Here is a 22,753-nt window from a genome sequence, read left to right as displayed (position 1 = left end):
CCGACCACGCCAAGGCCGGCCCGCCGCTTGCAGCGGTAGGATTGTCGGGAAACGGGCCTGACTACTGACTGCTTCCGTTCAATGTTACCGCTGATTCAATTCGGTAGAATCCCGGACCGTAACTCCACGCATTGCGAGGCCCGTCGCGCTGATCATAACTAGACCTCGGACCGATCATTTGCGTGCGATCGGGAAAGTATCGATATGTTCAGCGCATTCAGCAGCATCGACCAGCATTCCAACCAGGCCGGAACGCCCACCGACACGGCGGTGAAGCGGCTCGACGGCATCGGCCACGTTCTGTCGGATCTCGATATTTCGGGGATCCGGACGCAGGATGATGTCAACCGGACGCTCTGGACGCTCGACGCCGCCAACAAATGCGTTCGCGCGGTGCTGGCCGAATTCCGCACGCAACCGGCCACGGAGCAGCTCGCCCGCAAGTCCAGGAATCTGATCGACCTGATCGAACGCGCCCGCGACCAGGTCGTGAGCTTTCAGCTCCGTGGAACGATCTTGAGCTGATTATTTGCGCGCTTGATCTTCGCGAGGATCCGGTCCGCCTCGGTGCGCCAGTCAGCGCTGCGGGCGAACTCGCTGGTGCCCTTGGTGCCGAACAATCCTTCATCGGCGAGATCAGCCACCCAGGCCTGCCGCTCGGCCGTGCCCTGCGCGGACCAGGGCGTCAGCCCCGCCTCGCGAACGGTTTCGGCGACCTCCCGCACCTCCTCGGCCCGGCGGCGGCCGTGCTCGATCACGCGCTGGAAGAAATAGGCGCCCTGCTTCTCCCAGTCGATCGCGGGGAAAGTTTCCGTAAGCGATGCCAGCACGGCATCTTCCACGCCATAGGCGCGCGCCGTGGTGAAGCTTTCGATGACCATGGCTTCCAGGCCCTTGATCATGATGCTGCGGCACATCTTCACCGCGGAGGACACGCCGAGCTTGTCGCTGGCAACCTTTGCCGCGAATCCGATCGCATTCAGCAGCGGCTCGAGCTCTCTCGCGCCAGCGCCGCCGAGCAGCAACGGCACCTTGATGCGATACGGCGGCACCGAAGTCATCACTGCGCCTTCCACATAGCGACCGGCAGCGCCATCGATCAGCGCAGCAGCGCGCTGCTTGGCGCCCGGTGAAGCCGAATTGAAGTCCAGGAACCAGGTGCCCTGGTTGATCGCGCCCGCGCAGGCTTTTGCCACCGGAACAGCCTGGCTGGCCGTGACCGCGGAGATGATGAAATCGGACTTCGCCGTCAGGTCGGCATGAGAGCCTGCGAACACCACACCGAATTTCGCGGCATGCTCCTCCAGCGAAGCGCCCTGCTCGCCTCCGAGCTTGATGTCGTAGGCAGATACCTTGATGTCCTGCTGGCGCAAATCCTCGGCCAAGATCCTGCCGACCTCGCCATAGCCAACCAGCCCGATCTGCCATCGCCTCGGATCCGCCATCAGTTCAGCCCTCGTGTCGTTTCGTCAAAGAGCTCCTCGACCGCATAGCGGCGCGGAATCAGCGCTTGCTGGAACGCGTAGTCGACGATCAGTTCCAGCGGTTTGCTGTTCGCTTCGATGCCAAACGGAATGAGGTCCGGCGAGGCCGCAGGTCCCACCTGCTCCTTGTTCCGCTTGAGCAGATCATAGATGCCTGTGACTACGTCGGGACGCGATTTGGCGAGCTGCTCGGTCACGACCACGAGATGATTGACCGGGACGACGCCGCGCCGGGCATACCATTTGGCGGCTTCCGCGGCCGGATCGGGGAATAGCGGCTTCAGCTTGGGATCGACCGAGCTCTCGCCAAGCACCGCGTCTAGCTCGCCGTCGACCAGCATCTGGAGAATCTTCTTGTCTTTCGGGGCGCGCTCGGTGATGTCGATATATTCGGCGACATGCGGATCCTCGAACGTCACCCAGCGGATCTTATCGAGATTGACGCCGTAGTCGTTGGCGAGAATGCCCCTGATCCAGGCGCCGGTCGTCGTCGTGAAGGACCGAATGCCCACGCGCTTGCCCTCGAGGTCGGACGGGCCGAGCGCTCCTCGCGCGGGATTGTACAGCGCGTAGGCATGCTGGAAGCGGCCGAGCATGGTGGCCGGCAGCAGCACCAGCGGCTTGCCGTGCGCCTTCGCCATCAGATAGGTCACGATGGCCATCTCGCAGACATCGAAGGCCTGCTCGCGCACCATCGGCTTGAACGCGGTGTTGGTCGGGCTGTACTCGATGAAGTCGAGATCGAACAGGTCGGAGCGGAGCGCGCCGCTCTTCACCGCCTGGACATGGGGATGACTGCCGAGCACGGCCTTCAGCTTGAGACGATCCATCCGCCCGCTCCTGCCTTGCCTCAAACGTCCTCGGGATTGTCGACATAGACGAGCCCGGCTTTGGCAAGAGCGTCGCGCATGCTGTACATGTCGAGGCCGAGCTCGCCCGAGGCGAGACGCTTGCGCTTGCCGCCTTCATCGGCATTGCGCTTTTTCGCCTTCTCGGCGACTTCGGGGGCGTACCGCTTCGGCACCACGACGACGCCATCGTCGTCAGCCACGATGATGTCACCGGGATCGACATTGACGCCGGCGCAGACCACGGGGACATTGACCGAGCCGAGCGTCGCCTTCACCGTTCCCTTGGCCGAGACTGCGCGCGACCACACCGGAAACTTCATCTCGTGCAGCGCTTTGACATCGCGACAGCCGGCATCGATGATCAATCCTTGCACGCCGCGCGCCGTAAGCGAGGTCGCCAGCAATTCGCCGAACATGCCGTCGGTATTGTCGGTGGTGCAGCCGACGACCAGGATGTCGCCCTTCCTGCATTGCTCAACCGCAACATGGATCATCCAATTGTCGCCGGGTTGCGCCAGCACGGTGACCGCGGGACCCGCAATCGCCGCGCCCGCCCACACCGGCCGCAAATATGGCTTCATCAGGCCGATGCGACCATAGGCTTCATGTACGGTCGAAACGCCGTATTCCGCCATGCCGGCGGGATCGGCACGCTTGATGTTGCGAACGACGACCGGCTTCATGCGAGTTCCTCCGCGACGGTCGGAAACAGACGCTGATAGGCCTCGCCATAGGTCATGGGCACGCCGGTGTTGCGGCTGCCCTGGATGCCTCGATTGAGCGCGACGCGTTCGTAATAGCCCCACAGATGCTTTTGCGCGGCCAGGATCTGGAACGCCTCGTACTTCGCCTTCCAGACCTCGTCGATCTTGAGGAGCAGGTCCGGCTTGTAGTTGCACTGCTCCGGCTGGTGTGGCTCGAACAGGAACACCGGCGGCGCCGAGTATTTGTACTGCGCGCCGGGCTTGTGGCCCATCGCCTGCGCGACCACGCGGGTCTCCTGCGCGAAATGCGCGGCGTTGGGGTGGTCGAAATTATAGGGGTCCTCCAGCGCGTGCGTCAGCACGAAGCTCGGATCGAGCTCGCGGTAGATGTCGACCATGCGATCAAAATGCGCCTCAGTGAGCTTCAGCGGATAATCGCCGCAGTCGAAGAACTCGATCTCGGCACCTAACAGCTTTGCCGCCCGCTCCGCCTCGTCCTTGCGGCCGGCCTTGACCGATTCCAGCGTCGCCCCCTTCTCCTTCCAGGCGAACTGGCTCTCGCCGCGCTCGCCGAAGGACATGCAAACGATCTTCATGCGATAGCCCTTCTTCGCATGCAGCGCGATGGCGCCGCCGGCGCGCCAGACGAAATCGCCGGGATGGGCGGTGATCACGAGACCGGTTTTCATGGGACAAGCTCCCTCTTTCGTTCGTAAGCATCAAAGGCCGTCTGCCTCAGGCAGGAAGCCGGTTCATCAAGCCGCGGCGGCCGCTTGCTCCTCACCGTCGAGCACATGCCGGAGGCGCTCGCTGTCGAGCGCGCCTTCCCACTTGGCAATTGCGATCGTCGCAACCGCGTTCCCGATCAGATTGGTCGGCGTTAGCCCCTGCGACATCAGGCGATGAATGCCGAGCACCAGCGCAGCGCTTGTCACCGGAATGGTGCCGGTGGCCGACAGCGTCGCCGCCAGCACGACGAAGGCGGCGCCCGCAATCCCCGCCGCGCCCTTGGAGGTGACGAGAAGGATCAGCAGCAGCTCGATCTGCTCGGCAAGGCCGAACGGCGTGTTGGTCGCCTGCGCCAGGAACACCGAAGCAGCGGCAAGATAGAGGCAGGTGCCGTCGAGATTGAAGGAATAGCCGGTCGGGATCACAAGTCCGACGACGCTCTTCTCGCAACCGGCCTTTTCCAGCTTGGTCAGCATCCGCGGCAACACCGTTTCCGAAGATGTCGTGGCGATGCAGATCAGCAGCTCTTCCCAGATATAGCGGATCAGTTTGACCAGCGAGAAGCCGCAGAGCCGCGCCACGGGGCCGAGCGCCACGATGATGAAGACCACGCAGGTGAGATAGAAGCCCCCCAGTAGCTTGCCGAGCGAGGGCAGCGAGCCAACGCCGAACTTGCCGACCGTAAAGGCGATAGCGCCGAACGCGCCGATCGGCGCCGCCCACATTACCAAGCCAACGACGGCCAACACCATCTTGGCGGCGATGTCGATCAGATGCACCAGCGGCGCGGCACGCTCGCCGAGCTGCACCAGAGCAAAGCCGCACAGTACGGAGATGAACAGCACCTGGAGAATGTTGCCCTCGGCAAAGGCGCCGACGAACGTCACGGGCACGATGTTCATCAGGAACGGCACGAAGCCGATCGCACCGGTCTGCCTGACATAGGGCTCGATCGCGCCGGCATTGATGCTGGCGGGATCGATGTTCATGCCGACGCCGGGCTTGAGCAGGTTCATCGCGACGAGACCGATGATCAGCGCGATCGTGGTCATGACTTCAAAATAGACGATCGCCTTCACCGCAATGCGCCCGACGCGCGCCATGTCGGCCATGTGCGCGATACCGTGCACGACGGTGCAAAAGATGATCGGCGCGATCAGCATCCGGATCGCCTTGATGAAGGCATCCCCGAGCGGCTGCATCTTGGCGCCCGCCTCGGGACTGGCGATCCCAAGCGCGATGCCGGCCGCCATGGCGATGAGCACCTGGATCCAGAGCTCCTTCCACCAGGCGCGGCCGCGCGGCTTTTCGATCGCGAGCGCCGTCATTGGTCGAACCCAAACAGGCGCGCGGGATTATCGACCAGGATCTTCTGCTGGAACTCCAGCTCCGGCGCGAACAGCGGGATCAGGTCGACAAGGTCACCGTCGTTTGGCATCACCTTGACGTTCGGATGAGGCCAGTCGGTGCCCCAAATGACGCGATCGGGCGCGGTCTCGACGATCTTGCGCGCGAATGGCACCGCGTCCGTGAACGGCGGACCGGCCGAGGACACCCGCTCCGAGCCGCAGATCTTGACCCAGCATTTTTCGTCGCGCTGCATCAGTTCGACCAAAATTCTGAACGGAAGCTGGTCGAGCCCATCGGAGGTCTTCACCCGTCCCATGTGGTCGATGGTGTAGCTGAGCGGCAGTCTTGCCAGCATGTCGGCATATTCGGGCAAGTCGATCGCGTCAAAATGCAGATCGATATGCCAGCCGAGCGGCGCGACCATGGCGATGACGCGGTCGAACACGCTCTTATCGGGGACGCCGCCGAGATGGCGGACGAAGTTGAAGCGGCAGCCGCGGAAGCCGCCCTCGTGCAGCACCCGAAGCCCGCGCTCGGTGATGGTGTCGTCGATGTTTGCGACCGCGCGATAGGCACCGTTGCTCTGCGCGAGAGCGTCCAGCGCTACCGTGTTGTCGGTGCCGTGCACGCTGGCATTGACAATGACGGCGCGCTGGATGCCGAGCTTGGCATGGAGCGTGCGGAATTTTTCCAGCGGCGCATCGGGCGGCGTGTAGGAGCGGTCCGGCGCGTACGGATATTTCGCGCCGGGTCCGAAGATATGGCAATGGGCATCGCAAGCCAGCCTTGGCAGCTTGAATATCGGCCTGCGCGTGTTTGGGTCTGGCGGCGGAATGGTCGGCGTGTACATCATGATCTTCAGCTGAACTTGAACAGGCGCGCGGGATTGTCGACCACCAGCTTCTGCTGGACCTTTGCGTCGGGCGCGTAGAGCGGGATGAGGTCGACGATCTCACCGTCGTTCGGCATGATCTTGACGTTGGGATGCGGCCAATCAGTGCCCCACAGCACGCGATCGGGTGCGTTGTCGATCAGCGCCTTGGCGAACGGCACTGCATCATGGAACGGTTTGCCGGCCGCTGACGCACGTTCAAGACCGGTGATCTTCACCCAGCATTTATCGTCCTTCTTCTGGAGATCGAGCAGCGCGGTGAAGCTGGGGTCGCCGAGACCTTTCGCGGCCTGGACCGTTCCCATGTGATCGATCACGTAAGGCGTCGGCAGCGCGGAAAGGATGAGCGCGAATTCGGCAATCGTGCCCGGCTCGAAATAGAGGTCGACGTGCCAGCCGAGCTCGGCGACCCGGTGCACGATGCGCTGGAATTTTCCCATGTCGCCGACGCCGCCGAGGCGCTTGAGAAAAGCGAAGCGGCAGCCGCAGATGCCTGCCTTGTCGAGCGCCGCCAGCTCCTTCTCGGTCATCTCGTCGTTGACATTGGCGATGCCCTTGTACGCGCCCTCGCTCTGGGCGATGGCGTCGGTCACGACGCGATTGTCGGTGCCGTGAACGGTGGCATTGACGATGACGCTGCGTTCGACCCCGATCTTCTCGTGCACGCTGCGGAATGCCTCCAGCGGCGCATCGGCCGTGTTGTAGGGGCGCTTTTCCGCGAAGGGGTAACGCGACGCCGGCCCAAAAACGTGGGTGTGGCTATCGCAGGATTTCGCTGGCAGCTTGAACGACGGCGTCTTGGGATTTGCATGCGGCGGCGCGATCGTGGGGATCGCCTTCGGCTCGGCGCCTTGCGCGCGTGCTTCATTCGCAAGCGCCGCGCCGGCCAGGCCAGTCAAGAGATGCAAGCACTCCCGCCTATTCATGTCCTCAACACCCCGTCACATGGTCCACTTGCGAGTGGAAGCGTAAGGCCACGCCTCCCCTCGTGCGGCTTCTTTCAAGTCTTGCTGCTGACGACCGGCCGCCGCCGCACCGGCGCGGCTTGATCCAGCGCGGGCGCCTGGAACGAGGCAACGGTGGCCTGCACCAGTTGCTCGATGGCATTGGCTGCATCGCCGCCGTCGGCCTCACCGCGCGACAGGCGCGACACGCGCTCCGGCGTCACCAGTGAATAATAGAGTGCACCCAGCAGGAAATGGCTGCGCCAGACGATGTCGGTGCGCGGAATGTGTGGCAGACTCTCGTGAATCGCGTCGATGAAGGCGTGGCTGGTGTCGTCAAAGGTCTGCGCGATGATTTTTCGAGCGACCTCGTTGCCTTCCGCCGACATCACGGCACGCAGCCGCGTGAAGCGCGCGCCGCCGCCGGCGAGATCGCTGCCCGAGGTGAAGGCCGGCACCACATAAGCGCGCACGATCGCCTCCAGCCGATCCTGGAGATCGCGCACGCGCTTGGCGGCCGCGAGCAGTTCGGATCGGCGCAAATTCATCGGCCCGCAATGGCGCCGGTAGATCTCCAGCAGTAGGCCGTCCTTGGTCTTGAAATGATAGGTCACGCTGCCGGGATTGGCCCCGGCAGCCTGCGCGATGTCGCGCACCGACACAGCATTGAAGCCGTTCGTGGCAAACAGCTCCTCGGCCGCGGCGAGGATCGCCTCGCGCATGTTCGGCTTGCGGGCCGTTTCCTTGCTGGTGGACTTGCGTACCATACGATTTGTACTATCGTACAAAAGATCAAGTCTCGTCAACAAAAACAACGGGCGGTGTCCGCAATGGCCTGGAGACCGCCGGCAGGCGGCCGAATGCCCTCAAGGAGTGCTGGGAAATGCTGGGTTTGAACAAAAAGATCGGCGGTTTGATGCTGTGTGCCGGTCTGCTGCTGGCGGGCGGCGCCGCGCAGTCCGCCGACATTTATCCGAGCAAGCCGGTCCACATTCTGGTCCCCTACGCCGCGGGCGGTGCGGTGGACGTGCTCGCGCGCACGCTGGGCCAGGCGCTGGCCAAGACCTGGGGCCAGCAGCCCGTGATCGACAACCGCCCGGGCGCAGGCGGCATCGTTGCCTCGCAGGCGCTGACGCAGGCCGCGCCGGACGGATACACGTTGATCCTGGTCGCGAGCGGTCATCCTCTCAATCAGTTCATCTATCCGAGCGTGCCCTACGACACGTTCAAGGATTTTACCGCGATCACCGAGATCGCTTCCTCGCCGCTCGCGATCGTCGTCGCCAAGGACAGCCCCTACAAGACGCTTGGCGATCTCTTCACTGCGGCGAAGAAGGAGCCGGACAAGCTCTCCTATGGCATGTCCGGCAACGGCACCTCGGCGCATCTGGCCGGCGAACTGCTCAAATACATGTCGGGCAGCAAGATCGTGGCGATCCCTTACAAGGGCGGCGCACCGGCGCTGACGGCGGTGATCGCCGGCGAGATTCCGCTCAGCATCAATCCGCTCGCGGAAGCGATCGGCCAGCTCGAAGGCGGGCCGGTGCGCGCACTCGCGGTGACCTCGGCCGAGCGCTCCAAGGCGCTGCCGGATGTTCCGACCGTCACGGAAGCCGGCGTGCCCGGCTACGACGTCTCGGTCTGGTGGGGCCTGCTCGGTCCGGCGAAGATGCCGCCGGAGATCGTCGCCAAGCTCGAAACCGACCTGAAGGCGGCGCTGCAGGATCCGAGCGTCCTGTCGACGCTCGGCAAGATCGGCGCCACCCCGGTTGGCTCCTCCGCCAAGGACTTTGACGCCTATATGCATGCCGAGGCGACGAAGTGGGAGCCGTTGCTGAAGGCCGCCAACATCCGCGCCCAGTGAGGCTGTTCGCACGAGAATCGCACTAGGCGCCTCGGGCAGCGCCCTGCTCAGCACGCCCGCGCGCCCCGACGGCGAAGACGCGCGAGTGGCCAGCCTCCGCCCAGCAAGAAGGGACGCGCCGTTCAGTTATGGGCCCTCGCCCGCATTTTCTCCGGCGGCGCGGGGCGCCGCGGCAAATCGGCATCATCGTCACCCGAGGGGATCAGGATCGCACGCTCGCGCGGCAGTGCCTCCGGCATCTCGTCGCGGATGAAGGCCACGAGCTTCTCTCTGACCTCGCAGCGCAGGTCCCAGGATTGCGGCGCATTGCGCGCGCTGACCAGCGCGCGAAGCTCGATGGTGCGCGAATCTGCGTCGATCACCTGGAGATTGACCACGGCGCCGTCCCAGAGCTTGGACTGCTTCACCGCCTCCTCCAGCCAGTGCCTGATGCGCGCCACATCGGCACGGTAATCGACATGGAGCCCGACCACTCCGATCAGCGAGGCGGTGTCGCGCGTCCAGTTCTGGAACGGCTTTTCGATGAAATAGGACAGCGGCACCACCATACGGCGCCAATCCCACAGCCGGATCACGACATAGGTCGAGGCGATGTCCTCGACCCATCCCCACTCGTTCTCGATGATCACGGCATCCTCGATGCGGATCGGCTGGGTGATGGCGATCTGCAAGCCCGCGATCAGATTGCTCAGCAGCGGCCGCGCGGCAAGACCGACGATGATACCGGCGGCACCGGCGGAGGCGAAAAGGCTGACGCCATATTGCCTCACCGAGTCGAACGTCATCAGCGCGGTGGAGACTGTGATGATAACGATGATGGTGTCGGTGACACGCTTGAACACGCGGACTTGCGTGACTTGCTTGCGCGCGATGAAATTCTCGGTGACGTCGCGAAAGTTCTGCAAGTATCGCGCCGCACTCATGTCGACGATCCGGATCGATATCCAGCCGATCAAGGCGATGACGGCGACGACGAACAGGCGCATCAGCGGCGTGCGGATCGTATCGTCGAGCGGCGCAAGTGGCAGGACCAGTGCCACGGCAGCCAGACACAGCGCCAGCTGGGCCGGGCCGGACGTGCGCTCGATGAACACACTCAGGAGCGGAAGCCGGGTTCCGAAAGCGCGATTGAGCAGCCAAACAGCGAACCGATAGAACGACAGAGCGAGCATCATCGCGCCGGCGACCAAGCCGAGGCCGATGAACCATGACGGTATCCAGCCGAACATCCTGTCGATGTCGGCCATAAGGGTCTGCCAATTCATTGCTGTCCCTGTCCTTACGTACGCGTCAGCGCTCAACGCCTGCCGCCCAGCTTCGCTCCCCTATCTCGTGCAACGCAGCATTCCGCTGGTGCAACCGCTGCCGAACTGAGCTAATTTAGGGCGCCCATGACCCGACGTAGCGGCAGCGCCGATCTTCCCTTGCACACCGGACGTGTTCCGCCGTGGCTGGCAAGCCGCATGGCTTCGTTGGGCGCAATCGTCACTCAGGCGATCGTGCATCATTACGGACGCGACGCGTTCATGCAGCGGCTGTCGCATCCGTTCTGGTTCCAGTCGTTTGGCGCCGTGATGGGGATGGACTGGCACTCCTCCGGCATCACGACCTCCGTGATCGGCGCCCTGAAGCGTGGACTCGGACCGCTCCAGGACGAGCTCGGCATCTATGTCTGTGGCGGCCGCGGCCAGCATTCACGCAAGACGCCGGACGAGCTGTTGCAGCTTGGCGAGCGTGTCGGCTTGGACGGCGCAATGCTGACGCGTGCCAGCCGCCTGGTGGCGAAGGTCGACAGCGCGGCTGTGCAAGACGGCTTCGACCTCTATCTCCATGGGTTCTTCGTCACCGCAGAGGGCAAATGGACGGTGGTGCAGCAGGGCATGAACGGCGACAAGCGGCAGGCCCGCCGCTACCACTGGCATTCCGAGGCGCTGAAGAGTTTTGTCGATACGCCCCACACTGCGATCGACGGTCCCAAGCAAGGCGAGATCGTCAACCTCACCGACCATCGCGCCGATATCTCGCGCACCGCGCAGCTCGAGCTGTTGAGAGGTCTTGGCCCGGATCGCATTGTCTCCGAGTTCGAACGACTCACCGGCCTCGAGCCGGCGCAGGCCATACTGCCGCATCTGATCATGCCCGCGCATCACGACGTTCGCCCCAAGGACGTGTTCGCACGACGCCTGCACGGCACGCTGGCCGCGGCGGCCGAGCGCGGCCCGGTCGATTTCCCGGAGCTGTTGCTGACGCCCGGCGTCGGTGCGCGCACCGTGCACTCACTTGCGATGGTCGCCGAGGTCGTGCACGGCGCACCCTATCGTTTCAACGATCCCGCGCGCTTTTCGCTCGCCCATGGCGGCAAGGACCGGCATCCCTATCCCGTTCCAATCAAGGTCTATGACGAAACTATCCAAGTGCTGAAGGGCGCGATTCAGAACGCCAAGCTGGGACGCGAGGAAGAAATGCAGGCGATCAAGCGCCTCGACGACCAGGCGCGGCGGTTGGAGCGGACCGCACAGGGCCCCTCGGTCGAGGCCTACATCGCCGGCGAGCGTGCTGCCTCGCCCGACCTCGACGGCCGATCCGTGTTCGGCTGGGAGCGCGATCTGACACCGACCAAAAAGCGGACCGGCTGAAACCGGTCCGCGAGTTGGTCGGGAGGAACGCCACTTCTCAGGTCTCGGTCTCCGGCTCATCGTCGAGCCGGTTGGCTGCATGGTCCTGATACTGCTCGGTCTGGATGAACTTGCCATCCATGCCGCGGATGTCCGAATGCTGTGCCTTGTCGCGGTTTGACAGCACCATGTTGTCGCCGATCTTGTCCTTCGGGATTTCGGCCATGGCGCCAGTGCCATCGCCCTTGCCATGCATTCCCGATCTGAAGTGCGTCTTGCTGCCGTGCCCTGCTGGCATCGGTTTCTCCTCTTGCAGTGATCTTCCGAAGACTTAGTGCTTTTGTTGCGCCGGCATTGGCTTCGGCGGCTTGTGGCCGCTCTGGCCGGAATCATTGTGCTTGTTGTGATCGCTCTCCTGATTGAGGCCGCCGCGACTTACTGCGTATTCGCTGTGCCTGGCTTCCGAGCGCGCGCGATGAACAGCAGCGTCCTCGGTATTATGGCCGATAGCCTGATCGAGCTCCCGCGCGTCGGGAACATCGGGCTTGCGCTCGAGAATGCGAACCTGCTGCTCGTGGGTCTTTTTGCCTTGCATTGCTGTTCTCCGGACTACCGGCGCCTTCGGTGCGCGCCGCCATGTGCGACGTCCTTGTCGATGCCGCCGCCGACGCCCACATCATTCTCGCGATCGCCCTCGATTGTGTTCTCACCGAGAGCATCTTCGAGATCGTCGGGTGACGCACCCGCCATTGTCGCTCCCTTTGATCCTCCGATCAGGGGATTTTCGCGCATGTCCTTCTCGCTAGGCATGTACAACTTGGGTTGCTTGCTGCTCATGAGCTACCTGCCTCCGCCCTTTCCGGCTTCATCGTGTCTGTGATGGGAATCGCGCTCGCCGCCTCCGCCGGAGATCCGGCTGTGACTGCGCTGCAAATCGTCCGCCGGCGGTTTCTTCACTTCCAGCGGGGCCTTCGCATTCTCGTGCGAAGCGCCAGGTCCGCCCTGACGAATGCTGTTTGGTGTCTTGATGGATGTCGACATGAACGTCGTCCTCCTCACCGATCTTGCTGATAGCCTTGATTGGTCGTGTTCTGCTTGATGTTGCCCTGCTGTCCCTGCTGGTCCGGATTTTCCACGCGCCGTTGGCCGTGCGGGGTCCGATCCGCCGACACTTGCTTGGCGTCGCCAGTTCCCTTCGGGCTCTGATTATCCGGTGGAACAGGTGGCATCTTGCTGGCCATGATCTTGTCTCCGTTAAGACGGTGACCTGCGATGCGGCCAAGGAACTCGTCGCCGCGTTCGAGGTCCTGATGACAACAGGACCAGCGGCACACCGTTCCTGACTGATCACGTTCGGCAAAGATTTTCCGAAAGATCGCCGACTGAGCCCGCCGCGGTGAGGGAACGATCAATCATAGCTCCGCGCGCGCCTCTGTTCCGCGGCCCTCAGTTGAGACGGGAAGTTTCGCAATCGCACGCAAACCCGGCCGCCTGCGCCAGCGGACCTCTGCCGGATCGACGGCCAAGCCAAGCTTTGGCCATCGTACGAACAGCGCTTCGAGCGCGCACGCCGCCTCAATGCGCGCGAGCTGGTGGCCGAGGCAGAAATGGATCCCCGTCCCGAACGAGATGTGCCGGTTCGGCCTGCGCGCGAGATCGAGGCGTTCCGGACGATCGTGCACCGTAGGATCCATGTTCGCCGCGGCGAGCATCGCCATGACGCGATCGCCCTTCTTCAGGCGCACGCCTTCGACGTCGAGATCCCGCCGCACATAGCGCGGCTTTGAGAATTGCACTGGCGAGACGAAGCGCAGGAACTCTTCGACGGCAAGCCCGACGCGACTCCAGTCCTCTTCGAGCCAATGGCGCAACCCGGGATTCCGGAGCAGTTCGTACGCCGAGCCGCTGATGAGATGCGTGGTGGTCTCCGATCCGGCCGCAAGCAGCAGAAAGACCATCGAAACCATTTCGTCCGGCGTGATCTGGCCGCCCTCGCGCTCGACCTGAACCAGCTCTGCGATCAGGCCTTCGCCGCCTTGCACACGTGCAATCTGCAACTGCCGCTCGAGGTAGGCACGCATCTTGCGGAACGCGAACAGCAGCCGGAAAAAGCTGACCACATTGGTCAGCGAGGACATCGTGTTGGCCCAGGCGATGAATCTCGGACGGTCGGCCGGAGGCAGGCCCAGGAGTTCGGAGATCACCGCAAGCGGCAGGATACGCGCGTAGCGCTGAACCAGATCGGCCGGGCTTCCGTTCGCAAAGAGCTCGTCGGCGAGACCGTCGGCAGTAGTACGGATGCGCGGCTCCATCGCGACGATGGCGCGCCGACGAAAGGCCTCGTCCACGATGCCGCGGAGCCTCGTGTGATCCGGCTCGTCCATCGTCAGCATGTTGTTGGCGATGGTCTTGACGTATCTCGGCATCCACCAGCGCAGACCAGCGACGTCGCCATCCTCCCTTCGGAACGTGAACGTCGCGCCGTCCTTCAGGACCTGCGCGGTGGCGTCATGGGTTGTGGTAATCCAGACGTCGCCGATGAGAGGAAATCGCGTCGCGACCACGGGGCCAGACATGCGCAGCGTCGCAATCGCCTTGGGCGGATCGCGAAAGAAGGCCTCGCTGGTGAAATCGAGGCGCGCTGTCATGGGTTCACCGGAGTGATTGCTGGCGTCTCACCGAGATGGTGCACGGCGCGGGCCGTGCAAGGGTGGAGCGCGCCCTCCGCTTCAGTCGCAGGTGTCGAGAGACACGCCTACCCCCGTCCCGGAGATCGCTGCCCGGTCTTGCGCTGCTGCGTGTAGGCGTCCCAATGGCTCCAGCTGCCATTGCTGAGGCTTTGCAGGTCGGTCGCGAGCGGTCGGCGCGTGCGCTTATCGCGATCGGCGATCACGCGCTCGGACTGCGCGATCTTGCGCTTGAGTTCCGCGATGGTCTTCTCGGATTGACCGTTCCGCTTCGACGAGGCGATCTCGCCCATCGTGAAGCGCGCGGTCTCCAGCGCCTTCAACTCGGCGCGGTTCTTCTTCAACTGGACCCGGTGCCAGGCGATGTTGCTGTCGCTGTCCGCAACCATGTGGGAACTCCGCTGATTCGCTCCCACATAGTATCGTGCGCCGAATCGACGCCGCAACGGGCGCCCGGCGGCGAAAATGCGACCTTATTGGGCAGGAATTACGGGCCTAGAACGTTTTCGAGGGAGGTCGATACCGGTCCTCGTAAAGAAAACGCGTCAAAATAAGAATCTGGAGCCCCGTTCCGATGCGCATCGGAACGGAAATGGGCTTTAACGCTCGGCAAAGGCCTTTTCGACCACGAACTGGGCCGGCTCGCCGTGATTGCCCTCCATGAGGCCGCGTTCACCCAGCAGCACGCGCGTGTCCGCGACCAGGGCCGGACTGCCGCAGATCATGACGCGGTCGTGGGCAGCTTCCAGCGCCGGGAGACCGATGTCGCTGAACAGCTTGCCCGAGGTGATGAGGTCGGTGATGCGGCCGCGATTGCGGAACGGATCGCGCGTGACGGTCGGATAGTAGATCAGTTGATTGCGGATGTATTCGCCGATCAGTTCGTCCTTCGGCAGCGTCTCGGTGATCATCTCGCCATAGGCGAGCTCGTTGACATGCCGGCAGCCGTGCAGCAGCACCACTTTCTCGAAGCGCTCGTAGGTTTCAGGATCCTTGATCACGCTCAGGAACGGCGCGAGACCCGTGCCGGTGCCGATGAGGTAGAGGTTGCGGCCCTCTTCCAGGTTGTCGATCACCAGCGTGCCGGTGGCCTTGCGGCTGATGATGATCTCGTCGCCTGCCTTCAAATGCTGAAGCCGCGAGGTCAGCGGACCATCCGACACCTTGATCGAGAAGAACTCCAGCGTGTCCTCGTAATTGGCGCTGGCGACGCTGTAGGCCCGTAGCAAGGGCTTCTCGCCGACCTTGAGGCCGATCATGGTGAATTCGCCGTTGCGGAAACGGAAGGTCGGGCTGCGGGTGGTCTTGAAGGAGAACAGCGTGTCCGTCCAGTGGTGGACGCTCAAAACACTTTCCTGATTGTAATTGCTCATCACACCTTCCCTGTCGCTTCCAACGCAGTTCCGAGGCGGGCAGCTATGCGTCGTTTGTACACAATCATTCGTATACTAATGAATAATCTGGCTTGATCCCGCGGTCAAGGCTGCCCAAGATCGAAAGCATTGCAGCTAGGAATAAGGAGCCCCTTCCATGGCGCATGACACACCCCAGGCCACCGGACCCTCGAAGCTCGTGATCCGGAATATCGGCTTGATCCTGTCCGGCGCCCTGGAAAAGCCGATCCTGGACGGCGACACCATCGTTGCCGAGAACGGCAAGATCACCGCCATCGGCCGATTCAAGGACGTCGACACGGAAGGCGCGACCACGATCGTCGACGCCCACGGCACCACGGTCGCGCCGGGCCTGATCGACAGCCACGTCCACCCTGTTGCGGGCGACTGGACGCCGCGGCAGAACCAGATCAACTGGATCGACAGCTACCTCCATGGCGGCGTCACCACCATGATCTCGGCCGGCGAAGTGCACACGCCCGGCCGCCCCCGCGACGTCGTCGGCCTCAAGGCGATGGCGGTGTTCGCCCAGCGCGCGTTCTGGACCTTGCGCCCCGGCGGCGTGAAGGTTCACGCCGGCGCGCCGGTGATCGAATGCGAGATGGTCGAAGAGGATTTCAAGGAGATGGCCGCCAATGGCGTCAAGCTGCTCGGCGAAGTCGGTCTCGGTGGCGTCAAGGACGGCCCGACGGCACGCAAGATGGTCGGCTGGGCGCGCAAATACGGCATCCAGAGCACCATCCACACCGGCGGCCCCTCGATCCCCGGCTCCGGCCTGATCGACAAGGACGTGGTGCTGGAAGCCGACACCGACGTGGTCGGCCACATCAATGGCGGCCACACGGCGCTCCCCGACGACCAGATCCGCTGCATCTGTGAGGGCTGCAAGCGCGGCCTCGAGCTCGTGCACAACGGCAACGAGCGCTCGGCTTTGTTCACGCTGCGCACCGCGCGCGAGATGGGCGATCTGCACCGCGTCATCCTCGGCACCGACGCGCCGGCCGGCTCCGGCGTGCAGCCGCTCGGCATTTTGCGCATGGTGTCGATGCTGTCCTCGCTCGGCGAGCTGCCGGCCGAGATCGCCTTCTGTCTTGCCACCGGCAACACCGCGCGCATGCGCGAGCTCGATTGCGGCCTGATCGAGGTCGGCCGCTCCGCCGACTTCGTCATCATGGACAAGGCGCAGCACTCGCCGGGCAAGACCATTCTGGAGAGCGTGCAGCTCGGCGACCTCCCCGGCATCGGCATGACCATCATCGACGGCATCGTGCGCACCCAGCGCAGCCGCAATACCCCGCCGGCGGGCAAGGTGCCGGAGCTGGTGACGAAGTGACGGCAGTGGCCGTCATTCCGGGGCGCGCGTGAGCGCAAACCCGGACTCTCGCACAACAGCGTCGGGTTTCCGAGTTCACGCGCAATGCGCGTGCCCCGGAATGACGGAAACGATCACCGCAGCTTGTTCAGCAGCGCCATCAGCGTTTCGCGCTCTTTTGCATCCAGCGGCGCGAGCGTCTCGCGGGTGATCGCGAGCGCGTTCGGCGCTAGCCTCTCCGCAAGCTGCTGACCCGCGCGCGTCAGGCTGACCAGCAAGCGGCGTCCGTCTTCCGGATCCTGGCTCGTCTCGGTCAAGCCGCGCGCCGTCAGGCGGTCGATCACGCCCTTGATGGTCGCGACGTCCATCGCCGTGAGACGTCCGAGCTGGTTCTGCGAGCACGGCCCGGTCTCAGCGAGCTTCGACAGCGCTGCCCATTGCGTCGGCGTCAAATTGGTGCCGATATCGCGCGAGAAGATTGAGCTGTGGCGTTGCCAGACCTGGCGCAGGATGAAGCCGACCTGCTCGTCGAGCACGTAAGGCGGTTTTGCCGGTTTGACGCTTTTCTTCGCCGTAACGCTTCTCGCCATCCGTTCCCCACCCTCACAACGACAGATGCGCGTCGCGGATATCCGGACGCGCGTCGAGTTCGGCCATGGTGCCGCCGAAGCAAATGCGGCCGCGCTCGATGATGTAGGCGCGATCGGAAATCAGCCGCGCGAAATGCAGATTCTGCTCGGAGACGACGATGCTGACGCCCTCTTTCTTCATGGTCAGGATGGCATCGACCATCTGCTCCACGATCTTCGGCGACAGGCCCTCCGAAGGCTCGTCCAGCAGCACCAGCGACGGATTGCCCATCAGCGTGCGCGCAATGGTGAGCATCTGCTGCTCGCCGCCGCTCATGCGTCCGCCGGAGCGATTCTTCATCTCACCCAAGTTTGGAAACAGCGCGAACAGTTTTTCGCGCGTCCAGTGCGGCGCGTTCGGACGCTTGGGCTGGCGGCCGACCTCGAGATTTTCCTCAACGGTCAGGTCTGTGAAGATGCGCCGCTCCTCCGGCACATAGCCCAGGCCCTCGCGGACGATCTCGTGCGTCGGACGCACCGAGACATCCTTGCCCTCGAACATGATGCGGCCGGTTCGCTGCGCGACGAGGCCGACGATGGAGCGGAACGTCGTCGACTTACCCGCGCCGTTGCGCCCGAGCAGTGCGACGACCTCGCCCTCACCGACCTCGAAGCCGATGTCGAACAGGATATGCGCCGGGCCATAATGGCTGTTAAGCCCTTCGACCTTCAGCTTCATGCCGAGGCTCCCTCGCGATGGCGGGCATCATAGACGAGGCCTTCGCCGAGATAGACCGCCTGCACCTGCGGATTGCCGCGCACTTCGGCCGGCGAGCCCTCGGCGATCAGCGCGCCGCGGTTGAGCACGATGATGCGGTCGGCATGTTCGAACACGACGTCCATGTCGTGCTCGGTGAAGAGCACGCCGATCGATTTCTCCCGCGCGATCTGCGCGGTCAGCCGCATCAGGTCGACGCGCTCGCGCGGCGCCATGCCCGCGGTCGGCTCGTCCATCAAGAGCAGCTTTGGCTGGTTGGCGAGCGCCACCGCAAGCTCGAGACGCTTGAGGTCGCCATAGGCGAGCTCGCCGCAGGGGCGATCAGCGTAGCCGCCCATGCCGACCAGCTCGAGCAGCCGACCGGCTTCGCCGCGGTCGAACTTCGGCGCCGAGCCGAACAGATTGAACAGCTGCTTTCCGTGCGATATCAACGCGACCTGCACGTTCTCGCGCACGCTCATGGTGGCGAAGGTCGCGGTGATCTGGAACGTGCGCCCGACGCCGAGCCGCCAAACTTCGCGCGGTTTCCTGCCGGTGATCTCTTCACCTAATAGGCGGACATGCCCGGAGTCCGGCTTGTTCTGGCCGTTGAGCATGTCGAAGCAGGTGCTCTTGCCGGCCCCGTTCGGGCCGATCAGCGCCAGAATCTCGCCTGCACGCAACGAGAACGACACGCCGCGCACGGCATGAATGCCGCCATAGGATTTGGTCAGGCCTTCGACCGCGAGAAGTGGGGGTGCGACGCTCATTCGGCGGACTCGATCGGCTTAGCAAGCAAGGGAGATGCCGGCGGCGATGCTTTCTTACGGCGCTGCGCCAGCATCTCGAGCATGCCAACGATTCCCTTGGGGAAGACGACGACGATCAGCATGATGAAGCCGCCGAGCACAAGCTTCGACAAGTCGGTCTGGCTGATCAGCCAGATGTTCAAAGCCTTGTAGACGATGGCGCCGATCACCGCGCCCGACACCGTTTCGACGCCGCCGAGCAGCACCATGACCAGCGCATCGACCGACAGCGAAATGCCGAGATTGTCGGGGAAGACGCTGCCCTTGAGGTAGGCGAACAGGGCGCCGCCGATCCCAGCGGTGGTTCCTGCGATGACAAAGGCCGTCCACCGGATGCGCTTCGCGTCGATGCCGATCGCTTCGCTGCGCAGCGTCGAGTCACGCGTTGCTCGGAGCGCATAGCCGAACGGCGAGAACACCATGGCTCGAAGCGCGATCGTGACGAGCGCCGCGACGCCGAGCGCGAGCCAGTAGAAATGCGGTGGGCTCGCGGCCCAGCTCGACGGCCACAGGCCCAGAATGCCGTTGTCACCGCCTGTCACGTCCACCCACTGAAATGCGATCGACCACACGATCTGCGCGAAGGCGAGCGTCAGCATCGCGAAGTAGACGCCGGAGAGCTGCACCGCGAAGAAGCCGAACACGGCCGCGCCCAGGCAGCCGAGCAGCGGGCCGAGCAACAGACACACGATCATCGGCAGCCCCGCCATCTTGGCGAGGAAGGCAATGCCATAGGCGCCAAGCCCGAAATAGGCGGCATGGCCGAACGATGCGAGCCCGCCGACCGACATCAAGAAATGCAGGCTGACGGCAAAGATGACGAAGATCGCGATCTCCGAGCCGACCGTCAGCGCGTAATTGCCGGCGAACAGCGGCAGCGTCGCTGCGATGACGAGCGCGGCAAGTGCAGCCAGCCGTTCATTCGGCGTCAATGGCCGCCAGGGATTGACGGTGAGGCCCGGCGTCTTGCGCGCAGCCGCCTCGGGCCTGCCGAACAGGCCCCAGGGCCGCACGATCAGCACCACTGCCATCACCAGGAAGACCAGAATGATGGAGATCTTTGGAAAGATCAGGATGCCGAAGGCGTTGAGTTCGGACACCAGCACCGCCGCAACGAACGCGCCGACGATACTGCCAAGGCCGCCGATCACGACCACGACGAAGACCTCGACGATGATCCGGAGATCCATGGCGTGATGCACGGCATCGCGCGGGATCTGAAGCGCGCCGCCGAGAGCGGCGAGGAAGACGCCGACTGCGAACACGGAGGTGAACAGCCATTTCTGATTGACGCCGAGCGCGGCGACCATGTCGCGGTCCTGCGTTGCGGCGCGCACCAGCACGCCCCAGCGCGTGCGCTGAAACAGCAGCCAGAGAATGCCGAGCACGACGGGTCCGAGCACGATCAGGAATAGGTCATAGCTCGGAATGTTCTGGCCGAAAAAATCGATCGCGCCCTTGAAGCCGGGCGCGCGGCGGCCGACGAGGTCGTCGGGTCCCCAGATCAGCACCACGAGATCTTCGACCATCAGGGTCAGGCCAAACGTCGCGAGCAGCTGGAACAATTCGGGCGCATGATAAATGCGCCGGAGCAGCACCATCTCGACGATGATGCCGATCATCGCCACCGCCAGCGCCGCCAGCACGATCCCGCCCCAGAAGCCGAACGCACCCGACAGTCGCTCGGTGAGCGTGAAGGCGATGTAGGCGCCGATCATGTAGAAGGCGCCATGCGCGAAATTCACGATCCGCGTCACGCCGAAGATAATCGACAGGCCCGAGGCCACCAAGAATAGCGACGCTGCGCTGGCGAGACCGGTCAGAAACTGTGCGACGTAAAAGGCCATCGGCGGTCCGGGTAGAGGTTGAGGTCACCTCTCCCCACGAAGAGCGGGGAGAGGGAGGGGAAAGATAATCAATCCTTCGGCCGCAGCTTCTCGACCTCGGCATCGGTGGGCAGATAGTCCGCGCCCTTCTTGTAGGACGAATCCACCATCACACCCTTGCCATCCTTCAGCGCGGTCTTGCCGACATAGGCACCGAGCGTCGATTGATGGTCGATCTTGCGGAAGGTGATCTCGCCGAAAGGCGATGGCATCGACAGGCCTTCGGCCGCGGCGATCAGCTTCTCCGGATCGGTCGAGCCGGCCTTCGCCAGGATTGCCGCTGCCGACTTGATGGTCTGATAACCGACGATCGAGCCGAGGCGCGGATAGTCGTTGTACTTGGCCTGGTAGGCCTTCAGGAACGCGTCGTGCTCTGGCGTCTTGATCGAGTACCAGGGATAGCCGGTGACGATCCAACCCTCCGGCGTCTCCTCCTTGAGCGGATCGAGATATTCCGGTTCGCCGGTCAGGAAGGAGACGACCTCCCGCCCCTTGAACAGGCCGCGGGTGTTGCCTTCGCGCACGAGCTTGACGAGGTCGGCGCCGAAGGTGACGTTGAGGATGGCTTCCGGATTGGCGGCGGCAACCGCCTGCACCACCGGACCTGCGTCGATCTTGCCCTGCGGCGGCCACTGTTCGTCGACCCACTGGATGTCCGGGCGCTTTTCCGACATCAGCTTCTTGAACACCGCGACGGCCGATTGGCCGTATTCGTAGTTCGGCGCGATCGTCGCCCAGCGTTTCGCCGGCAGCTTGCTGGCTGCCTCCACCAGCATCGCCGCCTGCATGTAGTTGGAGGGACGCAGGCGGAAGGTGTATTTGTTGCCCTTCGACCAGGTGATCGCGTCGGTCAGCGGCTCGGCCGCGAGGAAGAACACCTTCTTCTGGTTGGCGAAGTCGCTGACGGCGAGGCCGATGTTCGACAGGAACGTGCCCGCGAGCATCGCAACGCCCTCGCTCGAGACGAGCTCATTCGCAGCGGTCTGCGCATCCGCCGGCTTGCCGCCATCGTCCTTGGAGATGACGACGAGCTTCTTGCCGTTGATGCCACCGGCCGCGTTGATCTCCTCGGTGGCGAGCTGCCATCCCTTGCGATAAGGCTCGGTGAAGGCCGGCAACAGCGAATAGCTGTTGATCTCGCCGATCTTGATGTCCTGCGCCAGGGCCGAATGGGCCATGCCGCCGGCCAGAAGCGCGAAGGCCGCGCCGACAAAAACGTTTCTTGCTCGCATCCCAACCTCCAGTTTTGAACTTCTCTGCCTTTCGCAAACGATCTGATCGGAGAACCCGTGCCCGGTTCTCCGGACGCGCTATCTCAAACCGTCTTCGCCCTTGATCTCCGCAACCGTCAGCCCGCCGACGCGCGGCAGTGGACGGCCGCTGTCGGTGACGGCAACCGCGACCATGATTTCATTGGCCCGCGGTGCATCGTTGATCTGTACCTCCATGCCGTCGAAATGGCTGCGTACGAAAGCCGCGTCCTTGTGCCCCAGAGGGATATCGAGCGTCGTGCCCGGGCCGCTGCGTTTTTTCGACGACGGGATCAGCGCCGCGCCCTTGCCCAGCACTTTTCGCACCGGCGCACCCATCTTCGGATGAAGAATGGCGGCGGCGTGCTCCAGCTCGCCGTTCTCGCCGACGGCGGCGGCCTTGCCATAGCTCTGCACCTTTGCGCCATCGATCCCGAGCGCCGCCACCGCGCGCTTCGATAGCAGCTCGCCCAGCTCCTCGCCAATCGCGACGAGCGGCGAAAGGTCTTCGACATATTTCCCCGCAAAGGGATTCTCGATCACGGCGATCGCCGCGGCGCGCCGCGTCGGCGGCGACACCTGACGTCCCATCTCCATCTGGGTCTCTTCGAGGACGGTGACGATCTTGCGGATGATCGCGTTCATGATTGTTTCCT

At 63.7% G+C, this 22,753-nt stretch carries 26 protein-coding genes; 4 read left to right on the top strand and 22 right to left on the bottom strand.

What is annotated here, in order from left to right:
- Positions 1-204 precede the first annotated feature (204 nt).
- Positions 205-525, top strand: coding sequence for a hypothetical protein (locus IVA91_RS32765; protein WP_247276869.1), 321 nt, complete (start codon positions 205-207; stop codon positions 523-525).
- Here IVA91_RS32765 and IVA91_RS32760 read toward each other — a convergent pair.
- From IVA91_RS32760 to IVA91_RS32725, 8 genes are all read right to left on the bottom strand, one after another.
- A complete protein-coding gene (locus IVA91_RS32760; protein WP_247276974.1) occupies positions 498-1,448 on the bottom strand; it encodes a DUF1932 domain-containing protein in 951 nt (316 codons plus the stop codon). The two genes, IVA91_RS32765 and IVA91_RS32760, sit on opposite strands and share 28 nt — an antisense overlap.
- The gene (locus IVA91_RS32755; RefSeq protein ID WP_247276868.1) at positions 1,445-2,314 is read right to left on the bottom strand and encodes a hypothetical protein; all 870 of its coding nucleotides are present in this window, start codon (positions 2,312-2,314) and stop codon (positions 1,445-1,447) included. Before IVA91_RS32755 ends, IVA91_RS32760 begins: the two co-directional genes overlap by 4 nt.
- Before the next feature lie 20 nt (positions 2,315-2,334).
- The gene (locus IVA91_RS32750; RefSeq protein WP_247276867.1) at positions 2,335-3,018 is read right to left on the bottom strand and encodes a 4-carboxy-4-hydroxy-2-oxoadipate aldolase/oxaloacetate decarboxylase; all 684 of its coding nucleotides are present in this window, start codon (positions 3,016-3,018) and stop codon (positions 2,335-2,337) included.
- The gene (locus tag IVA91_RS32745; RefSeq protein WP_247276866.1) at positions 3,015-3,728 is read right to left on the bottom strand and encodes a PIG-L deacetylase family protein; all 714 of its coding nucleotides are present in this window, start codon (positions 3,726-3,728) and stop codon (positions 3,015-3,017) included. Before IVA91_RS32745 ends, IVA91_RS32750 begins: the two co-directional genes overlap by 4 nt.
- 66 nt (positions 3,729-3,794) lie before the next feature.
- Complete coding sequence (gene dctA / locus IVA91_RS32740; RefSeq protein ID WP_247449205.1) at positions 3,795-5,096, bottom strand: C4-dicarboxylate transporter DctA; 1,302 nt, start codon at positions 5,094-5,096, stop codon at positions 3,795-3,797.
- Positions 5,093-5,971 carry an amidohydrolase family protein gene (locus tag IVA91_RS32735; protein ID WP_247276864.1) on the bottom strand — a complete coding sequence of 293 codons (879 nt, stop codon included), beginning with the start codon at positions 5,969-5,971 and terminating at the stop codon, positions 5,093-5,095. Before IVA91_RS32735 ends, dctA begins: the two co-directional genes overlap by 4 nt.
- Positions 5,972-5,976: 5 nt before the next feature.
- Positions 5,977-6,936: an amidohydrolase family protein gene (locus IVA91_RS32730; RefSeq protein ID WP_247276863.1), complete on the bottom strand. Its 960-nt coding sequence runs from the start codon at positions 6,934-6,936 to the stop codon at positions 5,977-5,979.
- Between the two features lie 74 nt (positions 6,937-7,010).
- The gene (locus IVA91_RS32725) at positions 7,011-7,721 is read right to left on the bottom strand and encodes a TetR family transcriptional regulator (RefSeq protein WP_247276862.1); all 711 of its coding nucleotides are present in this window, start codon (positions 7,719-7,721) and stop codon (positions 7,011-7,013) included.
- Positions 7,722-7,837: 116 nt separating this feature from the next.
- Here IVA91_RS32725 and IVA91_RS32720 point away from each other — a divergent pair, with 116 nt between their 5' ends.
- Positions 7,838-8,818, top strand: a complete 981-nt coding sequence (locus IVA91_RS32720) for a tripartite tricarboxylate transporter substrate binding protein (protein WP_247276861.1) — start codon at positions 7,838-7,840, stop codon at positions 8,816-8,818.
- Positions 8,819-8,940: 122 nt separating this feature from the next.
- On the opposite strand, the gene IVA91_RS32715 is transcribed toward IVA91_RS32720, so the two are convergent.
- Entirely contained in the window at positions 8,941-10,083 is a 1,143-nt protein-coding gene (locus IVA91_RS32715; protein ID WP_247460317.1) for a mechanosensitive ion channel family protein, read from the bottom strand.
- A gap of 126 nt (positions 10,084-10,209) precedes the next feature.
- Here IVA91_RS32715 and IVA91_RS32710 point away from each other — a divergent pair, with 126 nt between their 5' ends.
- On the top strand, positions 10,210-11,454 hold the full coding sequence (locus IVA91_RS32710) for a DUF763 domain-containing protein (protein ID WP_247276859.1): 1,245 nt from the start codon (positions 10,210-10,212) through the stop codon (positions 11,452-11,454).
- A 37-nt stretch (positions 11,455-11,491) separates the two neighbouring features.
- Here the strand turns inward: IVA91_RS32710 and IVA91_RS32705 are convergent, their stop codons facing one another.
- The 7 genes from IVA91_RS32705 to IVA91_RS32675 form a co-directional block, all read right to left on the bottom strand.
- Positions 11,492-11,731, bottom strand: a complete 240-nt coding sequence (locus IVA91_RS32705; protein ID WP_247276858.1) for a hypothetical protein — start codon at positions 11,729-11,731, stop codon at positions 11,492-11,494.
- Positions 11,732-11,764: 33 nt separating this feature from the next.
- The gene (locus IVA91_RS32700) at positions 11,765-12,028 is read right to left on the bottom strand and encodes a hypothetical protein (protein WP_247460315.1); all 264 of its coding nucleotides are present in this window, start codon (positions 12,026-12,028) and stop codon (positions 11,765-11,767) included.
- A gap of 245 nt (positions 12,029-12,273) precedes the next feature.
- The gene (locus IVA91_RS32695; RefSeq protein ID WP_247276856.1) at positions 12,274-12,474 is read right to left on the bottom strand and encodes a hypothetical protein; all 201 of its coding nucleotides are present in this window, start codon (positions 12,472-12,474) and stop codon (positions 12,274-12,276) included.
- A gap of 14 nt (positions 12,475-12,488) precedes the next feature.
- Positions 12,489-12,674 carry a hypothetical protein gene (locus tag IVA91_RS32690; RefSeq protein WP_247276973.1) on the bottom strand — a complete coding sequence of 62 codons (186 nt, stop codon included), beginning with the start codon at positions 12,672-12,674 and terminating at the stop codon, positions 12,489-12,491.
- A 171-nt stretch (positions 12,675-12,845) separates the two neighbouring features.
- Complete coding sequence (locus IVA91_RS32685; RefSeq protein WP_247460313.1) at positions 12,846-14,081, bottom strand: cytochrome P450; 1,236 nt, start codon at positions 14,079-14,081, stop codon at positions 12,846-12,848.
- Between the two features lie 107 nt (positions 14,082-14,188).
- Positions 14,189-14,509, bottom strand: a complete 321-nt coding sequence (locus IVA91_RS32680; RefSeq protein ID WP_247276854.1) for a hypothetical protein — start codon at positions 14,507-14,509, stop codon at positions 14,189-14,191.
- 210 nt (positions 14,510-14,719) lie between these two features.
- The gene (locus IVA91_RS32675) at positions 14,720-15,493 is read right to left on the bottom strand and encodes a ferredoxin--NADP reductase (protein WP_247276853.1); all 774 of its coding nucleotides are present in this window, start codon (positions 15,491-15,493) and stop codon (positions 14,720-14,722) included.
- A gap of 157 nt (positions 15,494-15,650) precedes the next feature.
- Between IVA91_RS32675 and IVA91_RS32670 the strand changes: the two genes are divergently transcribed.
- A complete protein-coding gene (locus IVA91_RS32670) occupies positions 15,651-16,847 on the top strand; it encodes an amidohydrolase family protein (protein ID WP_247276852.1) in 1,197 nt (398 codons plus the stop codon).
- A gap of 113 nt (positions 16,848-16,960) precedes the next feature.
- Here IVA91_RS32670 and IVA91_RS32665 read toward each other — a convergent pair whose 3' ends face one another.
- The 6 genes from IVA91_RS32665 to IVA91_RS32640 all read right to left on the bottom strand — a co-directional run bounded on the left by IVA91_RS32665 (position 16,961) and on the right by IVA91_RS32640 (position 22,742).
- Positions 16,961-17,416 (bottom strand): MarR family transcriptional regulator, encoded by a 456-nt coding sequence (locus IVA91_RS32665; RefSeq protein WP_247276851.1) that lies wholly within the window; start codon positions 17,414-17,416, stop codon positions 16,961-16,963.
- A 13-nt stretch (positions 17,417-17,429) separates the two neighbouring features.
- A complete protein-coding gene (locus IVA91_RS32660) occupies positions 17,430-18,134 on the bottom strand; it encodes an ABC transporter ATP-binding protein (protein WP_247276850.1) in 705 nt (234 codons plus the stop codon).
- Complete coding sequence (locus IVA91_RS32655; RefSeq protein WP_247276849.1) at positions 18,131-18,922, bottom strand: ABC transporter ATP-binding protein; 792 nt, start codon at positions 18,920-18,922, stop codon at positions 18,131-18,133. Before IVA91_RS32655 ends, IVA91_RS32660 begins: the two co-directional genes overlap by 4 nt.
- Positions 18,919-20,808 carry an ABC transporter permease gene (locus IVA91_RS32650; RefSeq protein WP_247276848.1) on the bottom strand — a complete coding sequence of 630 codons (1,890 nt, stop codon included), beginning with the start codon at positions 20,806-20,808 and terminating at the stop codon, positions 18,919-18,921. The genes IVA91_RS32655 and IVA91_RS32650 overlap by 4 nt, the downstream gene beginning before the upstream one ends.
- Positions 20,809-20,876: 68 nt before the next feature.
- Complete coding sequence (locus tag IVA91_RS32645) at positions 20,877-22,079, bottom strand: ABC transporter substrate-binding protein (protein WP_247276847.1); 1,203 nt, start codon at positions 22,077-22,079, stop codon at positions 20,877-20,879.
- Positions 22,080-22,157: 78 nt separating this feature from the next.
- Positions 22,158-22,742, bottom strand: a complete 585-nt coding sequence (locus IVA91_RS32640; protein ID WP_247276846.1) for an amino acid synthesis family protein — start codon at positions 22,740-22,742, stop codon at positions 22,158-22,160.
- Between the last annotated feature and the right edge of the window lie 11 nt (positions 22,743-22,753).

The sequence above is a fragment of the Bradyrhizobium sp. 153 genome (genome assembly GCF_023073835.1).
Taxonomy (GTDB): Bacteria; Pseudomonadota; Alphaproteobacteria; order Rhizobiales; family Xanthobacteraceae; genus Bradyrhizobium.
This window is presented reverse-complemented; position numbering and strand designations above follow the sequence as displayed.